The organism is Paenibacillus amylolyticus (genome assembly GCF_036894225.1).
GTDB lineage: Bacteria > Bacillota > Bacilli > Paenibacillales > Paenibacillaceae > Paenibacillus > Paenibacillus amylolyticus.
Genome location: NZ_CP145892.1, coordinates 4,891,672 through 4,916,414, shown reverse-complemented (window position 1 = coordinate 4,916,414; position 24,743 = coordinate 4,891,672). Strand labels below are relative to the sequence as shown.

The 24,743-nt window shown below is 47.3% G+C and carries 6 protein-coding genes; all 6 read left to right on the top strand.

Features of this window, described 5'->3' with window-relative positions:
- Nucleotides 1-61 precede the first annotated feature (61 nt).
- From V6668_RS21805 to V6668_RS21780, 6 genes are read left to right on the top strand one after another with little or no spacing between them, the layout of a single operon-like run.
- Nucleotides 62-16,843, top strand: coding sequence for a non-ribosomal peptide synthetase/type I polyketide synthase (locus tag V6668_RS21805; protein ID WP_338708985.1), 16,782 nt, complete (start codon nucleotides 62-64; stop codon nucleotides 16,841-16,843).
- Nucleotides 16,833-21,032 (top strand): beta-ketoacyl synthase N-terminal-like domain-containing protein, encoded by a 4,200-nt coding sequence (locus V6668_RS21800; RefSeq protein ID WP_338706646.1) that lies wholly within the window; start codon nucleotides 16,833-16,835, stop codon nucleotides 21,030-21,032. The genes V6668_RS21805 and V6668_RS21800 overlap by 11 nt, the downstream gene beginning before the upstream one ends.
- On the top strand, nucleotides 21,029-21,286 hold the full coding sequence (locus V6668_RS21795) for an acyl carrier protein (protein WP_036668520.1): 258 nt from the start codon (nucleotides 21,029-21,031) through the stop codon (nucleotides 21,284-21,286). Before V6668_RS21800 ends, V6668_RS21795 begins: the two co-directional genes overlap by 4 nt.
- Entirely contained in the window at nucleotides 21,283-22,434 is a 1,152-nt protein-coding gene (locus tag V6668_RS21790; RefSeq protein ID WP_036615204.1) for an acyl-CoA dehydrogenase family protein, read from the top strand. The genes V6668_RS21795 and V6668_RS21790 overlap by 4 nt, the downstream gene beginning before the upstream one ends.
- Complete coding sequence (locus V6668_RS21785) at nucleotides 22,431-23,411, top strand: ACP S-malonyltransferase (protein WP_338706642.1); 981 nt, start codon at nucleotides 22,431-22,433, stop codon at nucleotides 23,409-23,411. Before V6668_RS21790 ends, V6668_RS21785 begins: the two co-directional genes overlap by 4 nt.
- Nucleotides 23,408-24,727 carry an aspartate aminotransferase family protein gene (locus tag V6668_RS21780; RefSeq protein ID WP_338706640.1) on the top strand — a complete coding sequence of 440 codons (1,320 nt, stop codon included), beginning with the start codon at nucleotides 23,408-23,410 and terminating at the stop codon, nucleotides 24,725-24,727. The genes V6668_RS21785 and V6668_RS21780 overlap by 4 nt, the downstream gene beginning before the upstream one ends.
- The last annotated feature ends 16 nt before the right edge of the window (nucleotides 24,728-24,743 follow it).

Here is a 24,743-nt window from a genome sequence, read left to right as displayed (position 1 = left end):
TGTAACTGATTTTTTGCCTTACACAGCTTGAATCTCAATTAAACGATGAGGTGTGGTCGTGATGGTACAAAAAACCGTTGAACTTTCCGAAACACAAAAGGGAATCTATTTTGATTGTCAGGTGAATGATCCCACTTCGTATAACATCTCAGCTTCAATGCAATTTGATCATCTTCAAATGGAGATATTTCGCCAATCCATCGAATTGCTTATGTATGAGCAAGTGGTGCTGCGTACTCGGATTGAGATTCAAAATGATGTACCCGTGTTATCCGTTCATGAAGATATGGATTATTCACTTGCCTTGTGGGACCTAAGTAGCGAGAATCAGGAGAATCCAAAGGAACAACAGTTAGTAGCACTGGTGGATGAATGCATCGGGACACCTTTTGAGCTGGAGAAAGGTCCTCTGTTCCGTATAATGATTGTTCAGATGGATAAGAGCCGATATATTCTGACCTTATGTATTCATCATTTAATATGTGATGGCTTGTCGCTTGAACTGATGAAAAACAAACTTATCCAGTCATATACATGTCTTCTTGAAGATCAGCCTGTGGATGTCAAGCTGGATGAAGGATTCATCTCTTATGTTGAGGCAGAGAACAAGAAACTACACGAAAACAAGTACTCCAAAGAGCGGGAATACTGGTTAAACAAAATGAAGGGAGCGGAACCTCTTTCTCTAAAACATGACTTTCCAGCAGGTTCTGTACAAGAAGGGATTGGTCATGAACTGCGATTTGATATTTCGGAATCGTTAATGGCTGATATTACACAGATGTCCAAAGATAATGAAGTAACCGTTTTTATGTTCTTTATGGGTGCCTTTGGCATTCTTATGAGTAAATATGTCGGTACAGACGATATCACCTTTGCCTCCCCATATTCTCATCGTCCCGGTATGGACTTGGAAGAAACGATTGGATGTTTTGTCCATATGTTGCCTATGCGATTCCATATTGACCTCGAATCAACTCTAAAACCTCTGCTGCAACAAGTAGCTACAACCTGGATGGATACGTACAGGAACATCGGATATCCCAATAACCTCATTGTCAGAGACAGCATGTTACAGGCTCAACCCGGATCACCATCGTTGTTTGATATCTCCTTTGTTTATGATTCCTATGAGGAAGATATGCTCGGAACTCGTATTCTGGATCAGGATAAGGTTACGTTTCCAGGAGATCTAATGGTGGTGTTGAGCCGTTTACCGCAAGGTGCTCAGTTGAAGCTGCAATATAAACCGAGCTTGTTCCGTGGAGATTCAATGGAGCGAATGGGCCAACGATTTCTATACTTGCTGAATCAACTAGTAACCAATTCTGAGCAAAAAATCAGGGAGTTCAGCCTCCTGATGCAGGATGAGAAAGAAAACTTACTGTACCGATTCAATCAAACTTCTTATTTTCCCTACACTCCACAACATATTATGGATATATTTCACGATAAAGTAGCACGTTTCCCGGAGCGGGTAGCTCTAATGGAAGGCAAGCAGCATCAGACCTATGCGCAAGTCAACGCAAAAGCAAACCAATTAGCTAGGCAGATCGTTGCGAGTAAAAAAAGTGATAACGCGGCAGTTGGCGTGCAGATGCCACGTTCCTCGGATATGGTCATTGCCCTATTGGCTGTATTAAAAGCCGGATGTGCTTTTGTGCCTGTAGACCCTTCCTATCCTTTGTCCAGAAAGGCCTATATTTTATCGGATGCAGACATATCCATAGTGCTGGCTATGCAGCCCGAAAAAGATGACGAGACTCTGGATGTCCCGTACATCTACGTTGAGGGAGATCAGGCCTATACGGGGGATGTCTCAAATCTCGAAGAGGCGCTGAATCCGCATAGCCTTGCTTATATCATGTACACGTCCGGATCAACAGGCAAGCCAAAAGGAGTCATGGTTGAAAATCATAGCGTAGTCAATACACTGCTTGATCTGGAGCGTCGTTTTCCGATGCAGGCGCAGGATGTTTACTTGCTGAAAACAGCATATACCTTTGATGTGTCTGCCACGGAACTTTTCGGCTGGTTCATGGGTGAAGGCGCACTAAGCATTCTTGAGCCTGGAGCAGAAAAAGACCCTGCTCGTATTGTGTCTACGGTGGCATCACATAAGGTTACACACATCAACTTTGTTCCAACGTTGTTCCGTCTTTTTCTGGAAACGATGGAGCTTCGCTCCGATCTGTCAGCATTGGAAACGCTGAAATGGATGTTTGTTGGCGGAGAGGCAGTCACGCCAGACATCATTGAGAAATTTAACAGGTTAGGCATTAGAGCAAGTCTTGAAAATGTTTATGGTCCAACCGAATGCACCATATGGGTTTCTCATTATCCATTAAGCCATTACGAAGGCTTGGGCAATGTACCGATTGGCTACCCGCTCAATGAGTCCAGATGGTATGTCGTCGGAAATCAAGATGAGCTTCAGCCGTTAGGTATTCCAGGGGAGCTTTGTCTTAGCGGTGTTGGGCTTGCACGTGGATATCTGAATCTGGAACAGATGACCCGAGAGAAGTTTGTCCCTAATCCTTTCTTTCAAGAAGGACAGGACGCAGAGCATTTCAGGTACATGTACCGTACAGGGGATCTGGTACGTTCACTCCCAAGTGGTACGATCGAATATCTAGGACGCATTGATTTTCAGGTTAAAGTTCAGGGAGCCAGACTGGAGACAGGCGAAATTGAGAATACCCTGTCATCCTATCCGGGTGTCATCCAGACCGTGGTAGTCATGAAATCATTTGAAGGTAGGTCCGATTTGCTGTATGCCTACTATCTTTCAGAGCAGGAGTTGCCTTCTGTCGAATTGAGAGAGCACCTGTCTCGTTTGTTACCGGCATATATGATACCATCCGTTTTTGTACATAAATCCGAATTTCCATTGAATAGCAGTGGGAAGATTGACCGGAAGGCACTCATGGCAGATATCACGCATGCTCACGCTTCCAGTACGTTCTATACCGCCCCGTCTTCTGAGCTTGAGAAGGTTATAGCCGAAGTGTGGGCCGAAGTGCTCGGTGTTGAGAGAGTAGGGCGCGATGACCATTTCTTTGAATTGGGCGGAAATTCATTTTCTGTCATTCAGGCTCACAATAAACTTAAGCATTATACCGATGTGGAGTTCCCTGTGCCTCGTTTTTTCGAATGCCCGACATTGCGTCAATTTGCCGCACTGGGTCCGAAAGATGAGGGAGTTCGGATACCGACTGAAAGGGAACAATTGTTTCAACGAAAAGATGGCATTATGCGTGAGGACATTGCAATTGTGGGCATGGCGGTGAATGTGCCGGGTGCTGAGGATATAAGGGAGTTCTGGAGTAACCTTGTTGAACGGCGGGAAAGCATTCACTTTTATAGTGATGATGAATTGAGGGAGCTTGGCGTGGAGGAAGCACTGCTGCGTTCACCTCGTTATGTCAAGGCAAAAGGACGTGCCAACGGCATCCATGAGTTTGATGCAGGGTTCTTTGACTATACTCCCGGTGAAGCCAAAATGATGTCTCCCCAATTCAGACTTTTGTATCAGGGAATATGGGAAGCGCTGGAGGATGCAGGCTGCAGACCGGATGAAGCGGGTAAGGTGGGTGTGTTCCTTGGCGGGTCCGATGACTTCGAATGGTACCGTCAAGTGCTTTTTAATGATGCTAACTATAGCAGTAAATACGAAGCATTTACGCTCAGCACCAATCATTTTCTCGCTACCCGAATGGCTTATAAGCTGAACTTAAAAGGGCCGGCCTATACCGCTCTCACGGGATGTTCTACTTCATTGGTTACACCTCATCTGGCATGTCAATCTTTGATCGTTGGAGAATGTGATGTGGCCGTGGCTGGTGGGATCACCGTGGAGTTGCCCAATGAAGGGGGTTACATATTTGAGGATGGCATGATGTTCTCCACAGATGGACACTGTCGTCCATTTGATGCGTCAGCCAGTGGAACCGTCTTCTCCAATGGTATGGGAATTGTGGTGTTGAAACGTGTAACCGATGCTCTGCGGGACGGAGATCATATCTACGGGGTCATCAAAGGCTCAGCAATTAACAATGACGGACAAGAGAAACTCAGTTTTCTTGCTCCTAGCGTAAGCGGACAGGCTGAAGTCATTCAGGATGCTTATAAGGTAGCCGGAGTAGACCCGGAAACGGTGAGTTATATCGAAGCACATGGTACGGGAACGTTGCTTGGTGATCCAATTGAAGTAAACTCGTTAACTCGGGCCTTTGCTTCCGACCAAAAGCAATTTTGTTATCTGGGTTCGGTCAAAGGCAATGTGGGACATATGGATACAGCCGCAGGTGTGGTTGGTTTAATCAAGGTAGCGCTCAGTCTTGGACAAGGTTATATCCCTGGAACAGCGAATTATGAGCAGCCTAATCCCAAAATTGATTTTTTGAATACGCCTTTTAAAGTTAATGCACAAGGGGTGGACTGGAAACAGGGCAATGTTGGAGTCATGCGCGCAGGAATCAATTCATTTGGTGTGGGGGGCACGAATGCTCACATGGTATTGGAGGAGGCTCCCGAGATGGAGAAGTGCAGTCCGGATGATGACGTAAATATATTGCTTTTTTCCGCCAAAACAGAGTACTCGCTGAACCGCACCGCTGAACGCATTATGGAACATCTGACTCAGCAGCCAGATCAATCTGTATCGAACGCAGCGTGGACCTTGCAATCAGGTAGATCTGTTTTTGCGTATCGTAAGGCACTCATTCTGGATAAGACATGGAAGGATAATCCGGACAAGCTGATACAGCAGCTGGGGAAAGCACGCGTATACCATTCGGCTCAAGGCACTCGTCCCGTATACTTTATGTTCCCCGGACAGGGCAGTCAGTATCAGGGAATGGGTGCAGAACTATACAGATCTACAGAGCAAACAGGCCTGGCTCCAATCTTCAGAAGTTATATTCAGGAAATATTGGACCTTCTGCCTGCGGAAGAACGAGAAGATATGCTGTCTGTTGTATACGGGGATCAGCACCCTGAGCGAATAAACCAGACGGAGTACAGCCAATTCGCACTGTTCATGACAAGTTATGCGCTGGCCAAGTCGCTGCTGGATCTGGGCATCAAGCCAGATGGCATGATCGGGCATAGCATTGGTGAATTGGCTGCCGCAGCGGTAGCGGGTGTATTCGAACTCGGAGATGCTGTCAAGTTAGTTCGACTTCGCGGACGTCTGATGCAGCAACAACAACCCGGGGTCATGCTTGCCATTATGGTGGATGCACAGCAGGTGAAGTCACAACTGGAGGAAGACATGTGGCTTGCCCTGGTGAATACTACAGGTTCCAGTGTGATTGGCGGGACAGCTGAAGCCATTTCACGGATGGAAGCCAAGGCTGAAGTACTGGGCTGGAAGTGCATTCGTGTGAAGACTTCCCATGCATTCCATACGCCAATGATGATTCAGGCCGCCGAGGAATTTAGAGGTTATTTAGCAGAGCATTCACTTCATGCGCCACAGATCCCTTTACTGTCCAACACCAGTGGAACATGGGCGCTTGGAGATGAAATCACACAACCTGACTATTGGTCCCGTCATATTTTACAGCCGGTGTTGTTTGAATCAAACCTGGCTGAAGTATTAAAGGATGAACGGGCTGTATTAATTGAAGTAGGTGCAGGACGAACGCTAAGCTCCTTTGCCAGACAGCACAGTCTATCAAGAGATTCCCAGACGGTACTGAATATGCTACGTCACGTAAGGGAGACGGAGCAGGACAGTATCTATGTGAACCGCAGACTTGCGGAGTTATGGTGCGAAGGCATTGAACCGGACTGGAAGGTGCTCAAAGGGCAGACGGTACGACGCAAATGCTCTCTGCCTACTTATGTTTTCAACAAACAATCCTATCCTGTCGGTGTTTCTCTTTCTGGCTCATCAGCAGTGGAAGGAATGGGTACCGGGGATGATAGGCAGCATGCAGATCTGGGTAAGGGAAGTGGCTCTACTCTAATAAAAGGGACAGTTTATACTGGTGGTTCAGACCAACTGAAACAGATTGTCCTGGACGCATATCGAACGATTTTTGGCATCGATGATCTAGATGAAGAGGTTAATTTCTTTGCGGTTGGAGGAGATTCTCTCAAAGCAGTCAGCTTGTCTGCATGGATCCGATCTCATTTAGGAATTCAGCCTGAGGTAGCAGATGTTTTCAATCATTCAACGCCTATTCAACTGGCGGAGCATCTCTATGTCATGGCGAAACCAAAAGTGGACCAACAGACAATTCAATCTGCACCCACTATGGATGCGTATCCAATCTCTTCTGCACAGATGCGTATGTTCACACAAGCGATGCTTGATCCAGGAAATACGGCATACAACTTACCGTCTGCAACCATTATTGAAGGTGAATTGGACCGTATAAGAGTTGATGCTGCTTTGCAGAAGTTGATGCAGCATCATGAGGCGCTCAGAACATCGTTTGAGATACAGGGTGGTCAGATCGTTCAGATCATCCAACCTTCGGTTCGCTTAAGTATGGGCTATGCAGAGCAGCATGTGGCAGATGACCAAGATTTGCCTGCGATGATCGAGACATTGATTCGTCCTTTTGATCTGGGGAGAGCTCCGCTTATGCGGGTTGAACTGATTAAGATAGGCGAGCGCAAGCACCTGTTATTCTTTGATATTCACCATATTATCGCGGATGGTACATCTGTCGAAATCATTACTCGTGACTTCAATGATTTATATTTTGGCAAAGAGCAAGCAGTCCGATTGCAGTACAAAGATTACGCGGTATGGCAGCAGCAACGTCTTGCTTCACAGGAATACATTTCACATCAAACGTACTGGCTGGACCATCTTGGCCCTTCTTTACCTGTGCTGGAGCTTCCACTTGACCATGAGCGTCCATCACAGCGATCCATGCAAGGGGGACGTCTCCATTTCACGTTGAATCGTTCGTTAACACAAAACTTGCACGAGCTGGCTTCCTCATCGGAAGCATCCATGTATATGGTAATGCTAAGTGTGTGGAATCTTCTTCTTGCACACCGCTCAGGTCAGCAGGACATTGTGGTAGGAACGCCTGTTGCAGGAAGGATGCAAGAGGAGTGGAAAGAGACGGTAGGCATGTTTGTCAATATGATTGCGATGCGGAATTTCCCAACGTTTGATCGTACGTACACTGATTTTTTGCGCGAACTTAAACAACATACACTGGATGCTTTTGCGTATCAGGAGTATCCGTTTAATGAGCTTGTGGCACAACTGGGCGTGACACGTGAGTTGAATCGAAATCCGGTATTTGATGTTTGTTTTGATTATCAGAACATGGATTTGCATGGACTTGAACTTCATGGCTTGCAATTCAGTTCTTTTCCGGTGGAGACGGGTACGTCTACTTATGATCTGTTAATGACCTGTCAAGAAAACAGGGAGAAGCAGGTGATTGAAGGATATATCGAATACTCGCTGGATCTGTTTCGCCAGGACACAGTTGAAGGTATGATGCAGGAGTTTATCGGACTCTGCCAAGAGGTTGTACAACAGCCTAATCTGTCTCTGAGCGAACTGTTTGAGAGAAACATTTCTCATGAGCACCCAGTCCATCGTCTTGCTGGTCCACGTCTGGATTACACTCCTGCGGTGGGTCTGCATCGGCTGTTCGAGCTGCAGGCAGAACACACACCAGACAAGAAAGCTCTCCTTGTATCATCTGGAGCTTCTTTTACCTACAGGGAGCTTAATGAAAAAGCTAATACGCTGGCTTGGAAGCTGATTGATCAAGGTGTGCGCCGGGATGAACCTGTAGGCATATTATCCAGACGAGATGAATCGTTGATCATTATGCTATTGGCAGTGCTGAAAGCTGGGGCGGCTTATGTGCCTCTGGACCCTGCTTTTCCGCCGCAGCGCATCGTGAATATGATCGAAGATAGCCGAATGAACGTATTGCTGTGTACGCCTGATGAAGAAGGCACAGTGACTTTTAGCGGAGAGCGATTTGTGTATGATCCCACTGCCCAGGATGTGCGCTCATCCGTTAACCCGGACGTAAACTTCCTGTCTTCGGACCTGTCCTGTGTGATTTTTACCTCAGGATCAACAGGGCGTCCCAAAGGGGTCATGATTACTCATGAGGCGATGGTCAATTTTGTTGAGGACATTAGGCACCGACATATTTTTGCACATGAGACAGATCGCATCATCAGTGTAACGACCATATCTTTTGATATTTTCGGATTTGAAGTGTGGACACCATTATGCACCGGATATTCCCTGTATCTGGCCAATGAGCAGGAGCAGCTTGACCCGGCTCTTGCTTCACGTCGAATACGTGAACATGGTGTTACACACATTCTTAGCACGGTCTCACGCATTAAGGCATTTGTCGAAAATCCAGAATTCGCTCAGGCGCTGGGCAATCTGCGGTGTGTTCTTACCGGAGGGGAAAATGTCCCTGTGGGACTCCTCACCGATCTGAAGCGGCTTACGCCCGCTCGAGTCTTTAACATGTATGGACCAACGGAAACTACGATCTGGTCAACGACCAAAGAATTGAATGACACAGCCGCGATTACCATTGGCAAGCCCATTACCAATACAGAGATTTATATTCTGAATGATGAAGGTGAAATACTGCCACCTGGAAGTTATGGAGAGCTGTGCATTGCAGGAAAAGGATTATCCCGCGGTTATCTGCACAACGCTGCTGAGACCGATGCCCGATTTATTGCAAACCCCAATGTTTTGGGAGGCCGTTTGTACCGAACTGGCGATCTGGCCCGTATACTGCCGGATGGGGATGTTGAGTTAATGGGACGGTTAGATCAGCAGGTGAAGATTCGTGGCTACCGGATTGAACTGAACGAGATTGAGCAGGCAGCGATGAATTATGAACGTGTAAGAGAAGCTGTCGTTAAGGTAGAAGGGGCCGAGTCACATTCATTGCAATTAATCCTTTTCTACAGTCTGAAGCCTGGGATTGGGCCTTCCGTTATGGGGGATGAAGACGTACAGCTTCGGACCTGGTTAAAGCAGCGGCTTCCACAGTACATGATGCCTTCTCGCTTGATTCGTCTGGAAAATCTGCCTGTGCTGCCTAATGGCAAACTGAATCGCAATGCCCTTCGTCTGGCTGATTTTGAAACGGCAGAGAGGGATAACCCGGCTCTGGTTTATGGCTCATCGATTCAAGGAATGGAGCGGGCAAAAGTTGATCTGGAGCAGATGCTCATTGCAACGTGGAAGGAAATATTGAATCTGGATACGGTTAATATCCATGATCACTTTTTTGACATCGGAGGCAACTCGCTGGGGCTTATTCTGATCAATAATCGGCTGAATGCCTATCTGGATAAAAGCGTTCCGCTGGTGCAACTGTTTGAGCATTCCTCCATTGCATCACTTGTTAATCATCTGGTGGCTGAGCAGATGCTGCCGACAGTTACACAACAGGTTCAAGAGGAGAGCGGGCATATTGCTTCAGCTGGATATCCTGTTACGAACCAGGACACGACAACAGCTCCAAAAGAGTATGTGAGGAGCACAGTTGAACACAGCAAAGTGGAGCAGAGCAGAGCGGATCAGAACAGACTGGAACAGAGTATCCCGTTTGCTTCAGAACACAGTAGCAGAATTTCTTCTTCGACGGATATCGCAGTCATTGGCATGGCAGGGCATTTTCCCGGCTCCAGAAATATTGAGGAGTTCTGGGATAACCTAATGGCAGGTAAGGACGGTATCACCCGTCTGAATGAGGAGGATCTAACCGCTGCGGGTGTACGACCGGAAGACTTCAAACATCCTGATTATGTACGGGCCAAAGGTGTACTGCAAGATACTGAGTATTTTGATTCCGGATTTTTCGAATATCCGCATCAGGAATCCAATATGATGGATCCGCAAATACGGCTGCTGCATCAGTGCTCATGGGAGGCGCTTGAGCATGCCGGGTGTGATCCTTACAGTTATGAGGGAGCTATAGGATTGTTTGCCGGAAGTGGATTGAGCTTACCATGGATGGTGCAATTTCTCGGTCGTTCCGGTAATTTGCTACAGGCTTTTGAAGCCATGACTTTGAATGAAAAGGACTATATTACAACCCGAGTATCTCACAAATTAAATCTGAGAGGGCCGAGTATGGCCGTACAGACCGCATGTTCGACTTCTTTGGTCGCTATCCACCAAGCTACTGAATCGCTGATTCGGGGGGAGTGTGATGTGGCACTTGCGGGAGGTGTCTCTATCTCCTATCCGCTCAAAGAAGGTTATCACTGGCATGAAGGCATGATTTATTCAAAGGATGGTCATTGCAGACCGTTCGATGAGCAGGCATCTGGTACTGTGTCTGGTAATGGATGCGGAATGGTTGTGCTCAAGTCACTCCGCGACGCGCAGAGAGATGGAGATCATATCTATGCAGTCATTAAAGGTTCAGCGATTAATAATGATGGCATGGACAAAATTGGATATACGGCACCGAGTGTGGCCGGGCAGGTCAAGGTTATTCAATCAGCCCTGCATCGTTCGGGAGTGTCTCCAAAAGAGATCTCCTATCTGGAGGCGCATGGAACAGGAACCAAACTGGGGGACCCGATTGAAATTGAAGCGCTCAGGCAGTCATGGGGAACAGATCGTAGAAATTATTGTGCTCTAGGTTCTGTGAAAGCCAATATTGGGCATCTTGATGCGGCAGCAGGTGTCGCCGGTTTTATTAAAACCGTACTGACGCTTTATCACCGGGTGGTTCCGCCACAGATTCACATGAATCGGACGAATCCGATGTTGAAGCTGGAGCATAGTCCCTTCTATATCAACAGGGAGCCACAGCCATTAGAAGACGCGAAGCGTATCCTGCGAGCAGGTGTCAGTTCGTTTGGGATCGGGGGTACCAATGCTCACGTCATTCTGGAGCAGCCGCCCGTCCAAGAGAGCCAAGCCAATTATGAATCATTGCTTCTGCTACCCTTCTCGGCCAAAAGTGAATCTGCGCTGGAACGCACGTATGATTCGGTTCTACAGGCAATCCATGCATTGCCGGAGCAGTTGCCCAATGCTGCGTGGACGCTACAGAAGGGAAGAAGCAGATTCGTTCATCGTAAAGCACTAATCGTTGTAGACGGTTATATTCCGCCAAGCGAGCAGTCTGTAGAGTTTGAGACACAGGCAAGTGTGATGAATGGGAAGCCTAAGGTCATGTTTTATCTCAGCGGAAATGCAAGTTGGGAAGCGCGCAAGATTCGGGAACTATATGCTTCTGTGTATCGCAGCCAGGTCTCGGAGATATTCAAACAGCACTTTGAAGAGATACTGAACCTCTTTGAGTCCAAGGAACAGTATGCCATCCGCCAAGGCATAGGGCGATCGTTAATCGATTCAAGGCTTGAGCGCATGCAGTGCTTTGTTGTGCAATATGCTCTTTATAAAACCGTGATGCAGCTTGGTGTCAAGCCAGATGCTGTCTGTGGACAAGGCGTTGGCGAACTCGTGGGGTTGGTTATTAGTGATGCACTTGATCCAGTACATGCCGTGGGGCTTCTATACAATTTGGAGCATTGGTCACTAGAAGAAGGAGCATTGTCAGATGCTTTGACAGGAAGGATGACAGATGTAACTGTAACAGACCTTGCGTCGAGTATTGCACCACTGTTATCTCCAAATTTCCTGTTTACGCTGCTAAATCGCAAGACGCTTTCTGAATCTGATTGGCATACGTTGTGGATCGTTTCGAATCAGCAGCAGGATACAGAACAAATAGCCCCGGATTCATTTTCAGAGCCAAACATCATTGCTCTTACTGGAGATCGTCAGAGCTTGCTTGAGGCAGACGTGTATTTAATGAAAGTACTTGCTTTTTGCTGGTGCTCTGGCATGGAGTTGGATTGGGAACAGTTAAACGGAACGGGCCGTAGGCAAAAAATCTCCCTGCCGACGTATTCCTTTGATCCCATTGTTCATCAACATGATGTTGCGTTGTATCAGCTTGCAGGTATGTCGCAGGTTGCAGCGGGTTCTATCGCAGCATTAGACCAATCTCCATCCGGGAAAGTCAGGGTTCAACGGACTGATGATGAGATAAGGCATGTATTATCGCAATTGTGGCAGGAGTTGCTTGGTAATGGAGCAGTCGGCCTTGAAGATGATTTCTTTGAGCTTGGAGGTCATTCATTAAAAGCGATTTCCTTGGCGTCGAGGATTAAAGAAATGTTTGGATTAAATTTGGGGCTGGAAGAGGTTTTTGATCATTCTGTATTTGAACACATGGTTCAATGGATTGCTGAACATCAGGTTACAAGTGACTCTGATTCAGTGGACCCAATCTTGCCTGTAACTAAGAAAGAGAAATACAAGACCACTTCTGCACAGCGAAGAATGTATGTGGTGCATGAGTGGATGAAAGGTGAGAGTACGGCATACAATCTCGCCAGCTCTTATAGGGTAAGGGGAAAACTTGACCCTACGCAATTCAGATTAATAATGAATGCACTGGTAGAGAGACATGAAGCATTCCGTACCAGATTTGAAATGATTGATGGTGAGCTTTTCCAAATTGTGGAGGATCAGGTTCCAAACGTGGTGGAGTTGCTGGAATTAGAAACGGCAGGGTTAGAACAGGTCATGGAATGGATCAAGCCTTTTGATCTGACCAGCGCACCATTGGTTCGTGTTAAGCTCATTCGCCTTTCTCAAGAGGAACACATCTTATTCATCGACATGCATCATATCATTTCGGATCAGAGTTCCATTGCTATCCTGATGCAGGATTTTGCTCGCATGTACAGAGGAGAAACATTGCAATCTCTTGATATTCAGTATAAGGATTATGCGGAATGGCGTGATGAAGCTGCGTCACATGCACAATCTGTTGAAGACGCCGAGTTTTGGATACGGGAATTCGAGGACATGCCTGCACCGGTTGAATTGCTTACAGACTTCCCAAGACATGGCGCGTCATCCTACAGCGGAGACAGACGTTCCATTGAACTTGGTGAGTCGTTAAGCACACAGGTCAATGACTTCTGTACTCAACAAGGGCTTACACCCTATATGTTGTTTATGGCAACTTTGAATCTATTAATCTGGAAGTATACGGGTCAAGACGACTTGGTCGTTGGTACAGCGGTTGCGGGGCGTGAGAAGCCAGAACTCAATAACGTTATGGGTATGTTCGTGAACATGCTTGCCATTCGCACCAGCATGGACAGAGAATGCTCCACAGAGGCGTATTTGAATGAGATGCGAGGCAAGCTGTTATCCTGTTATGAGCATCAACAATATCCTTATGAAGCACTGGTGGAACAACTTGGTCTATTCGGTGATTTAAGCCGCAACCCCCTATTTGATGTGGTGCTAAATTACATTAATATGGGAACCGATGATCCTGAAGCCGGGGAACTGATGCTTGAACCATGGGTCGAAGGTAAGGTGGATGCCAAATTTGATCTGACTTGGACACTGGTCGAACATAAACAATGTTACACGGTTGAACTTGACTATCGCTCAGATTTGTTTAAAGCCGAGTCCATGGAACTGATGCTGGATAAATTCCGGTATATCCTGTCTCAGATCACAACAGGGGATAATGAACGAATTGGTCAGATTAAGCTCACTACACCGGAGGAAGAGGAATGGCTGCTGTACGGAGTCAACGATAATGCCGCCCAGTATCCGCGAGATGCGACCATTTCCCAATTATTCGAGGAACAAGTTCATGTGCATGCACAGAAGACAGCATTGGTCTGGGAAGGCGGTGAATGGAGCTATGCGGATCTGTATGACCGTGTTCAGTGGCTGGCGTTCAGGTTGCTTGGACAAGGGGTGAAATCAGGCTCTAGTATTGCTCTCATTCTGGACCGTGGACCGATCCAGATGATCAGTATTCTTGCTACACTCCAAGTGGGTTGCAGTTATGTTCCGATTGACCCGGCTTCGCCTCCATCGAGAATTGAATTTATTTTGCAAGATTGCGATGCGGCTGTGTTATTGACTGAAGCGGCGTATGCCTCTACGTGGCAATCTGTAGTTCCTTGTATCGTGCCAGCAGATGAACTGGCAGCATTTGATTCAGGAGACATGCAGGAGCCCGTTGAACATATGAACAAGACTGCTCTTGACCCGGCTTATATCATTTATACATCAGGGTCAACAGGAACCCCGAAAGGGACTGTGATGAGTCATCGCAATGTGACCAAAGTCATGAAAAATAGTAATTTTGTTACCGTCGTGCCAGAGGATCGTATCCTGCAAATTTCTAACTATGCGTTTGACGGTTCCATTTTCGATATTTTTGCTTCATTAATAAATGGCGCTACTCTTGTATTAATCTCAAAAGAGACCATTTTGGATATGGCTCGTTTGGCGGATGTCATCCAACAGCAACGGATTTCAGTATTTTATATTCCGACATCCTTGTTTAATATGCTGGTGGATTGGGATGCTGATTGCTTGAAGAATGTGCGTAGAGTGATGTTTGGTGGTGAAGCTGCATCGGTGAGTCATGCCAACAAAGCGCTTGCATGCGTGGGACCGGGCAGGCTGTTAAATGGATATGGGCCAACGGAAGCAACCTTTTTTGCCTCCTACCACTTATTACAGCAAACAGAGCCTTATACTGGCTCACTGCCCATAGGTCAGCCCCTGTCTAACACAGCCTTGTATGTTCTGGATGATGAGCTGAAGCCTGTGCCACCGAACGTTCCAGGTGAACTGTATATCAGTGGGGATGCGGTAGGTATTGGATATCTTAACCGTGAGGATCTTACCAGAAAACACTTTCTTGATGATCCCTTCCGCAAGGGAGAACGAATGTATCGGACAGGTGACATCGTCAAACGTCTGGCTGACGGCAGTCTGATTTTTATTGAACGTTCGGATTTCCAGGTCAAAATTAGAGGTTTCCGCATTGAGTTATCGGAGATAGGCAACTGCGTGGAGCGTCTTTCGGGAGTTCGTGATGCCTTTGTCATGACAGCTACAGAATCATCAGGAAGTCTATACATTGCCGTTTTTTATACAACCGATACTGGAGCAGATGCTGAGTATATTCGAAGAGAACTTCACCAGCAGCTGCCAGAGTACATGGTACCTGCACGCATTATTCGAATGGATCATCTCCCGATTAATGCCAATGGCAAAGTGGACCGAAGAGCATTGTCCGAGCATTTGGTTGAAGAGCAGCAGGAGATGAGTTCACCTCGGACAAAAACAGAGCGTGTCATTCTTGCCGCCATGCGACAGATCCTGGGTAATCCAGGCATTAGTGTGGAAGATCACTTCTTTCAAAATGGGGGGCATTCGCTCAAAGCGATTGCATTCACTCAAATTTTGGCAAAAGAAGGAATTGCCATCAATGTGAACGAATTATTCCAATATCCGACAGTTAGAGGACTTGCCAAATTGGTAGATATTAATCCTCCGGCGTCAGTTTGGTCCGAAGATAGCCTGCATATTCAGTCCCCGATAGTCATACCACAGGACATAACACTTCATGAGAAACAACTGGACAGCCTGGTCCTGCATGTCTTAAACAGCTGCAATCAGGTTTCATCTTTTATGGCGGGCATGACCCCTATGGGTCAATTCCCACTATCTCCAATTCAACAAGCACATGCTTCTACGACTTCACGAGCAAGCGGATTTACAACAACGCTGGAAGGCGAATTGAATGAACAAGCTGTAAAACACCTGATTCTTGGGGTTATATCCCGGCATCAGTTGCTGCACAGCATGATATATGAGGAAGAACAATTGTATTGGCATCCATGTGATATGTCGTTAGCGGCGGACATGCTGCAACAGCTTATCCCATATCTTGATATTCGTCATTATGCTTCGGCTACGATTGAGCAGTTGGAGTACAAACTGGTTCAGTCTCTGTTACACAAAACGTATACGTTGAAGGAACTACCTTGGCGTCTGTGTATTTTGCGTACAGGAGCCACAGAGCATAAGCTGATTTGGAGTTTTGATCACCTTGCGTTTGATGGTATGAGTGCCCAGATCATCAAGCAGCAACTTGAATCGAAGGCATTATATAGACCGCAAGGTATAGAGATCGAGAGTGATCTTCTGTACCAAGTACGAAATTATGAGGATTATGTAAATTTTCTGTCTCAAGGCCCCATAGGGGTATCAGAAGATGAAATGGAGAAACAATTTTCGCTTCAGGCATGGAATAGATGTAACACCATCGTCATGAACAAGTTGAAGGAAACAGAAACATTGTCGCCTTCAGCGATGACTGTCGAGTTGTCCCTTGCAGGGAAGGAGCCTGCAGATGTTTGGTGGACATGCTTTGAAACTTTTTCCAACATCATTGCGGCTTATCTGAACATAAGCCAATTGCCAATAGCCCTGGTGCATTACGGAAGGGAGTATGGCGAAGAATCCTACTATGATTATGTGGGAGAATTCCTAGATCTGATTCCAGCGCTGGTAGACAGTGAATTCACACAGGAAGATCTGTTGGAACGTCTGGAATTTACGAAGCGACACAGCATTAACTTTATGGCACTTACACATGATTCTTCCCTCTCGGCACAATATGATGGCATACAGGAACAATTGGGAACTGCCTACAGGCAAGCAGAACAGGAGCCGCGTCAGATGATTCTGTTTAATTATCAAGGCTTCATCTCCAGCAGCGAAGCGATCTCAATGTCGTCTCAGTCGTCGGATGACCAAGATTCGAATTCGGGACTCGCCCAATTCGAATGGGTTATTCGCTACGACGAAGAGTGTCTGTACGTACATCTGGCCTGTCAGGCTGGTCTGGACATCAAACGTATGAAACAGCTGATTGATGACAAGCTTGGTAGCGATGTGAGAGTGGTAGTTCACAATGAGGCAAAGGAGGTGCAACATGTCCAGTAAATCCATACAGCGAGGACCCGAGCTGATTGTGCCAGAACATTATTCAACAGTGGCTGAGATGCTAATCTACATTGCAGATACTCATCCAGAAAAGGGAATGACCTATATCAGCTCTTCAGGTGACGAACAGTTTGAATCATATCCTGAATTACTGATGCAGTCGCGCAAGTACCTGCAGTCTCTTCAGGAGCAAGGCATTCAACAAGGACAGGTTGTTATTTTGGAAATTGACCAGTCACAGGAATTTTACCGTACCTTTTGGGCTTGTATGCTGGGGGGCATTATTGTCGCCCCGGTTAGTCCTCCGGCTGCCTGGGAACCAGGCTCAGCCGGTCTGGAGAAATTCACGAAAGTGTGGGAGGTACTCGGGCGTCCAGTCGTTATCGTCGAGGAAGCCTACATGCCCAAGTATAAACAGCTTGCGGAAAGTCCGGTATTCAAAGGTCTTATGTTGATTAGCGTGAACCAGCTTCAAGCAGGCCAGCAGATGGCTGATCTATGCCCAACCTCTCCTGATGACATTGTGTTCCTGCAATTCTCATCAGGAAGCACGGGAATTCCCAAAGGTGTGCAGTTAACAAATCACAATATTATCGCCAACAGTATTGCATGCAAGACTTTTCTTGGAGCTGAAGAAGGAGATAATGTGTTTACCTGGTTGCCGCATACGCATGATATGGGGATATTTGGACAGCATCTGACACCCGTCCTGAGTGGAGCCAACATCATGGTGATGTCACCTTATACCTTCGTACGGTCGCCTTATCTGTTCTTGCGCAAGATTACGGAGCATCAGGGAAAATGGTTTTGCTGTACCAATTTCGGTTTCGAATGGATGGTTCAGAAGATCCCGGATTCCAAGCTCTCAACGCTTGATCTGTCTTCACTGCGTATGACCTTGAATGGTGCAGAGCCTATATCAACGTCTGTTATCGAGCGATTTGTCAAAAAATTCAGCTCTTGTGGCTATCGTCCCAATATGATGTTTCCTGCATATGGCATGGCAGAAGCGACAGTAGGTGTATGTACCTCCAGACTGGGGGAAGAGCCACGAATTGAACGTATTTCGCGTACACGGCTGGTGCAGGAAGGACTGGCTGTGCCAGTCCAGCTACCTAGCAGTGATAGCCATACTTCGGATGTGATCGAATTTGTTCATGAAGGATATCCCATGACAGGGATTCAGATCCGGATTGCGGATGAACAGGGTGAAGTGCTGGATGAGCGGGTTGTTGGCGAAATCCAGATTCGTGGGGAATCGGTAACCTCCGGATATTACAGTCTTCCGGAGATCAATCGTGAAATGTATGTGGATGGGTGGCTTCGCACTGGAGACTTGGGTTATATGGCTGACGGCTCCCTGGTTGTAAGCGGACGAATCAAGGACATTGTGTTTATTCGGGGACAGAACCATTATGCGCATGATCTTGAAGAAATTTTGTACCAGAATAGCAGCATTCCGAGAGGGAATCTGACGGTAGTCGGGCACTTTAACAGCCTCAAACAAGTAGAGGAACTGCTTGTATTTGTTAAATACAAATCGGGCGCTCCACAGTTTCTGGAGGTGCGACAGGATCTGATCCAACGTATGAGGGCTGGATTGGGTATTGAGATCACCCATGTTCTCCCAATCAAGGTTATTCCCAAAACGACGAGTGGCAAGGTCCAGCGCTTCATGCTGAGAAACGAATATGAGCGTGGAGTATTTACCAAGGACATCGCGGCCATTGAAGAGCTGATTCGCGAAAACACACAACAGCAAGGACACGAGACGGTTTCCGCATCGTCTTTGGAATATACCGTACGTAAAGCCTGGGCCGAAATTCTTCAATTGCCCGCAGGAAAGATTGAGATGGATACTTCTTTTCTCGCACTTGGAGGCAATTCCATTCTCTCTTATCAATTACTTGACAAGCTGTCTGCACATATGGGACGTGAATTAGGACAAGAACTACTTGTTTTTTGCAGTACAGTACGTGAGATGGTGGAATATCTGCAGGAACTTCCAGCAGAAACGAAGGGCTTTGAACAAGCTGAAACAACAGATAATCACCTGAATGTACATCGTGCTATTGCTATTACCGGACTGTCTCTGCGTCTGCCTGATGCCGACACCCAAGAGCAGTTCTGGGGCAATCTGGTTAACGGGTTAGATAGTGTTGACCGGGTTAGCTTAGAGCGTGCAACACGTTCCAAGCAACCCGGTTGGGATGACTGGATTGGGGAACTGAAGCAACCGGATACGTTTGATCATGAGTTCTTTGAAATCCCGTCTGAACAAGCTGCATTTATGGATCCGCAGCATCGCAAGCTGCTGGAAGTTGCTCATGAGGCGCTGGAGGATGCAGGTATGCTCGTGGATCATGAGGATAAGCGTGATGTGGGTGTGTATGTAGGGATTAACCCAAGCACATACTTCGATCTGGTTATTGATTATATGAACCGGAGTCTTGGAAAGGCTGTTCATTCTCACGCTATGGTAGGCAATATGTCCAATATTGCAGCGGCCTCCATTTCACACATGTACAATTTTACAGGGCCGGCACTGTCCATAGATACAGCATGTTCTTCTTTTCTGGTAGCACTGACACAAGCTGTGGCGGCCATTCAGGACAAGCGTATCTCTGGGGCAGTTGTAGGTGGAGCGAACATTTTGGCTACACCGCATGTTCATCAACTATCACGCAATGCTGGAATCTGTTCTTCCACTCAACATACGAAGGTATTTGACCGGGAAGCAGATGGTTCAGTCTTGGGAGAAGGTGCTGTTGTTGTATATTTGGAGCCGCTAACAGAGGCAATTCGCAACAATAAACATGTTTATGGTGTGATTCGCGGGACAGCGGTGAATAACGACGGATATTCCCTGGGCATTATGGCACCCAACCCTCAGGGGCAATATGAGGTACTCCGTGCCGCTTATCGCGACGCCAACCTAAACCCCAGCGAGATTTCTTATATTGAAGCACATGGATCGGGGACAAGGATTGGAGATCCGATCGAGGTGAATGCCTTGCTCCGACTGTTCCGGGAAAAGGGATATACAAGCGACAATTCGATTGGATTAGGTTCAGTCAAAACCAATATTGGTCATTTATTTGCAGCCTCCAGTGGAGCCAGTCTTGCCAAGGTTCTGCTCAGTATGCAGCATGGGGAACTGGCACCAAGTCTGCATATGGATAATCCGAATCCGGCCCTCCGACTGGAGCAATCGCCGTTCCATATCGTTAGCGAGCATAAAACGTGGGATGTACCTGAAGGAAAGACACGGAAGGCAGGCATCAGTTCTTTTGGCCTGGGAGGTACGAATGCCCACATTGTGCTGGAAGAATGGAAAGCCCCTGTCCGTACAGCTGCCCCGGCACGTGGCCAGTTGTTAACGTTCTCTGCGAAATCAGAGCAGGCTTTAAAAAAGCTGATTGATAACACGGAGCAATATGTGAAGAAACATGCGGACCTAGCACTAGAGGATCTTTGTTTTACCCGAAACAGATATAGAAAACATTATCGGTATCGTGCAGCAGTAGCTGTCAGCTCAACCGGAGAGTGGAACATCGAAGAGATGGAATTTGGCTTCAAGCCTAGAAACCGAGCTGCTCGTGTCAATATTGTGGTTGGGGGGCATGAGATTCGCGGAGAAGATGAGGCTCAAGCTCGTAAGGTAATCAGGCCAGACGATTCTAATGAAGATACGGTATCAACCTTGAACTACTGGGTGACTTTGCTTGAGACACTTGTACGTCTGGTCCCTTCCATTCAAGAGATTCGAGGAATAGCTGCAGGAGAGGAACTTGTATCCAGTTTACATCTGGATGGCGAGGAACATCACAGCGCTCATGCAAGCCAATCCACTCCAGTGAACAACAGAGTGACGTTAGACAGTCTGCAAGACACACCTGGCAAGATGCCAAACGCCGACATTGTAATTATGATTGCTGCAGATCAGACAGTGCAGCAGCTTGAATACAGTGGCAAGGAGAGCTTCATCCGCCTGTCTACCGAGCCGACACTTACCATGGAGGATCAGCTTGCTTTATTGCTGGGACAGCTTTATGTACGTGGTGCTGCGCTGGATTGGGAACAGTTACATCCGAATGGCTCTGGCCAGATCGTACATCTGCCAGCACACCCATTCGAGCCGTATGTACATTGGATAGATGTGAATCAGGGAACGGAGGTCATGATATGACAAAAGAAGAAATTGAGCTTTTTCTCAAAAGCGAGATTGCTGCAGCGTTGAATCAGGAGCCAGAGGACATCGATGAAGAGATGAATTTTCTGAAAATTGGTGTCTCATCTGTGCAGGCGCTCAAGATCATTAACCGTGCGCGTAAGCATCTTCAAGTTGACATCAGTCCGGTTGCGTTGTTTGAATACAAAACAATTGCCGAGTTCGCCGCTTATCTCAATGAATCTCTTCTTCAAGAGGGGGTTGCCGAATGATTGAAGCGGATGTAGAGCAAGAGATCATTCATGAAGCTGAATTGTTTGCTGCCCGTGAAATTCGTCCTTATGCTCAACAGATTCAAGAACAGCAAGCCATTCCCAGAACATTGATCCGTGCCATGGCTGAAAAAGGTTACTTGGCTGCCTCGATCCCGGCTGAATATGGCGGCATGGGTCTCGGCCCTAAGGCGTACGGGCTGTTGACTGAAGTATTTGGCAAGGCTCTTCCAGCCGTTCGCAGCTTGTTAACGGTACATACTTCACTTGTAAGTGAAACTTTGGTACGTTTCGGAACGCCTGAGCAAAAATCGTCCTGGCTGCCCAAGTTGGTGAAGGGAGAATGGATTGCTGCCTTTGGCCTGACTGAACCGGAAGTTGGTTCGGATGCCAAAAGTGTAAAGACCGAGTGGAGAGAAGAATCGGACTGTTATGTTTTGAATGGAAAAAAGAAGTGGATCACGTTTGGACATCTGGCAGATGTATTTATCATTATTGCCTCGAATCAGGGACGAAGCACTGCTTTTTGGGTCGAACGCCAGTTTGAGGGTGTACAGACCCAACCTATTGAAGGTGTCATGGTTGCGGGAGAGACAGGTATAGCTGAGATTGATCTCCATGAGGTGCGTGTACCAAAGAATCACATTATTGGACGTCTGAATGAAGGTTTTGAGTACATCGTAACCGGGGCGCTGGACCAGGGCAGATATAGCATTGCCTGGGCAGGGCTGGCGATTGCGCAGGAAGCGCTGGATGCCATGGTGACTTACTCAAGGAAGCGGAAGCAATTTGATCAGAAGCTGAGTCATTTTCAGCTGATTCGCGGCATGATTGGAGATGCGGTGACAAAAGTCCATGCAGCACGAGCATTATGTTTACGTGCAGCCGAGCTGAGAGAAGCCAAGGACCCGCAGGCCGCCATGGAGACAACGATCGCCAAATATTTTACGTCCAAAGTTGCTGTTGAAGTTGCAAGTGATGCGCTACAGGTTCATGGTGCGAACGGAATTAGTAACCAATATCCTGTTGCCAGGCTGTATAAGGAAGCCAAAATTCTGGAGATTATTGAAGGTTCCTCTCAGATGCAACAGGAGATGATCTCGCATTACGGATTAAAAGCCTATTACAAGCGTGGCGGTAGCGTATGACGTTCTGTGCGCTATTTCCCGGCCAGGGCAGCCAGTATATCGGAATGTGTAGCGAGTTGTTGGACAGTGAGCCGGAGGCGAATCAGATCTTTGCGGAAGCGAGCGAGGTGATCGGATTTGATTTGAAGGCACTGGTTATGGAAGGGACCCTGGATCAATTGACGGTCTCTGAATATGCTCAGCCTGCTGTACTGACGGCAAGCTACGTTTTATTTGACTCATTTGTTCGCCGGACTGGAATGACTCCAGATTATGCAGTAGGTCACAGTTTGGGGGAGATTTCGGCTTTAGTAGCGGCGGGAGCATTGCGATTTGCTGATGGAATCCGTTTTGCAGCTCAGCGTGGTGCGTTGATGCATCGCTCCATTCAGGAGCAAAAAGGGAGAGCGGGTATTGTCGTTGATGTAACCCAAGAAGCGCTTGAAGAATTAGTCGGGAATATTCGTCAGAACGAGTATGTGACGATCTCCGGTTATAATTCACCGGGACAGTTTGTCGTCGCAGGTACTGCGAAGGGTCTTCAATTGCTGGATGATCAGGTGGATGGCTACGGTGGGGAATTCATTCCTTTTCGCATGATGCCAATGAAGGCAGATGCACCTTATCATAGCGAGTTGATGCAGTTCATTCAGCCTGAGCTTGAAGAGATGCTTGCAGGGATTTCCTTCTCTGCACCGGTGTTTCCCATATGCTCTACAGTACATGGTGAGTTCATTCGCGGAGCCGAGGACATTCCTAAGCTGCTGAGCAGCCAGCTTTTGCAACCCATTCGCTGGAATCAGGCATTGGCACGTGTTCAAAATCTGGGAGCGACGGTATGGATCGATATCGGTCCAGGCCAGAGCGTAAGAAATATGCTGGCTGAGAATAAGACCTTGCCTGCAGCCTATTCGCTGGATGATCCGCAAGATCGGTCCAGGTTACTGGAGCGATATGAAGCAGTAAACCAGACAAGTGGGGGAGGCGATAAGGGATGATCACGGAGATGATGCAGTACAATCAGCGGGTGAAACAATGGCTGCCTGGTGGTGTGCACTATAATTTTCACCTTCCTTGGGAAGAGACGCCGCTCCATTTCAAGCATGCTTCCCGAAGCAGAGTGACGGACATGAACGGCAACGAGTATTTGGATCTATATGCCCGCTTTGGTGCCCTCATTGTTGGCCACGGCAACGAGGAGTATAACGAGTGTCTGAAGGATACCATTGACCGTGTTCTTTCCGTAAGTCATTGCGATCTGGATGCAGAGGCTCTGGAACTGATCCATCAATATGTACCTTCAGCAGAGATGATTCGTTTTGGGTTATCAGGCACGGAGATTGTCCAGAATGCACTTCGTCTTGCCCGGGCGTGGACAGGTAAAAATCGCTTTGTACGTTTTGAAGGCCATTATCATGGCAATGCGGACAATATTATGGGTGGCAAGACTGCACGTACAGGTCTGCCTGTACCTTCAGACTATCCTGGTGACATGAAAGGAACAAAGGGGAGGGCAAGGGATGCCATGGAATCTCAATCCTACCTCTTGCCATGGAATGACGCACCCCGCCTGGAGGAACTATTTCGCCAGCATGGAGACGACATTGCAGCAGTAATCATGGAGCCGGTTTGTGTAAATGGAGGCGGAGTCATGCCTGCTCCGGGTTATCTGCAAAAAGTCAGACAGTTATGTGATCAGTACCAGGTCGTGCTCATTTTTGATGAGATTATAACAGGATTCCGTATGGGTCTCGGTGGTGCCCAACAGTTATTCGGTGTAACGCCTGATCTGACTACACTTGGGAAGGCAATCGCGGGTGGCGGAGTTCCGGTGTCAGCCCTGGTTGGCCGAGCGGATATCATGAAGTTGCTTGTAGACAAAAAAGTAATTCATGCGGGTACGTTTAATGGCTATCCATTAGGTACAGCTGCTGTAAAAGCTACGCTGGAAATGTTGGGACGCAATGGAGGACAGGCGATGCACAGCATGAACCGCCACGCTGAGATGATGCATGACATACTCTGCCAGGAAGCAGCGAAGGTAGGTCTGCCTTTAATTGTTCAAGGGCCGTCTGGCTGTGCTTCTTATCACTGCTGCACGGAACCGCTAACGGATACGGCTGATTATACGTTTGAATTGATGTCTTTTGATATTTTGTTAAATAGCAAGCTTGCTGAGCACGGTGTTCTGGTATCTACGCTCTCGCGGATGTATCCGAATATCCTGCTTGATATGCAAGATGTTGCCTGGTTCGGTGAGCGTGTCCCTGCAGCGCTTGCAGAAATGAAAGAGATCTACGACGAGCTGATCTAATGGTAGCTCAATAAGG

Excerpts from the sequence above, each read along its gene's own strand:
- V6668_RS21805 (WP_338708985.1), top strand. The coding sequence starts at position 62 with ATGGTACAAAAAACCGTTGAACTTTCCGAAACACAAAAGGGAATCTAT.
- V6668_RS21800 (WP_338706646.1), top strand. The coding sequence starts at position 16,833 with ATGTCCAGTAAATCCATACAGCGAGGACCCGAGCTGATTGTGCCAGAA.
- V6668_RS21795 (WP_036668520.1), top strand. The coding sequence starts at position 21,029 with ATGACAAAAGAAGAAATTGAGCTTTTTCTCAAAAGCGAGATTGCTGCA.
- V6668_RS21790 (WP_036615204.1), top strand. The coding sequence starts at position 21,283 with ATGATTGAAGCGGATGTAGAGCAAGAGATCATTCATGAAGCTGAATTG.
- V6668_RS21785 (WP_338706642.1), top strand. The coding sequence starts at position 22,431 with ATGACGTTCTGTGCGCTATTTCCCGGCCAGGGCAGCCAGTATATCGGA.
- V6668_RS21780 (WP_338706640.1), top strand. The coding sequence starts at position 23,408 with ATGATCACGGAGATGATGCAGTACAATCAGCGGGTGAAACAATGGCTG.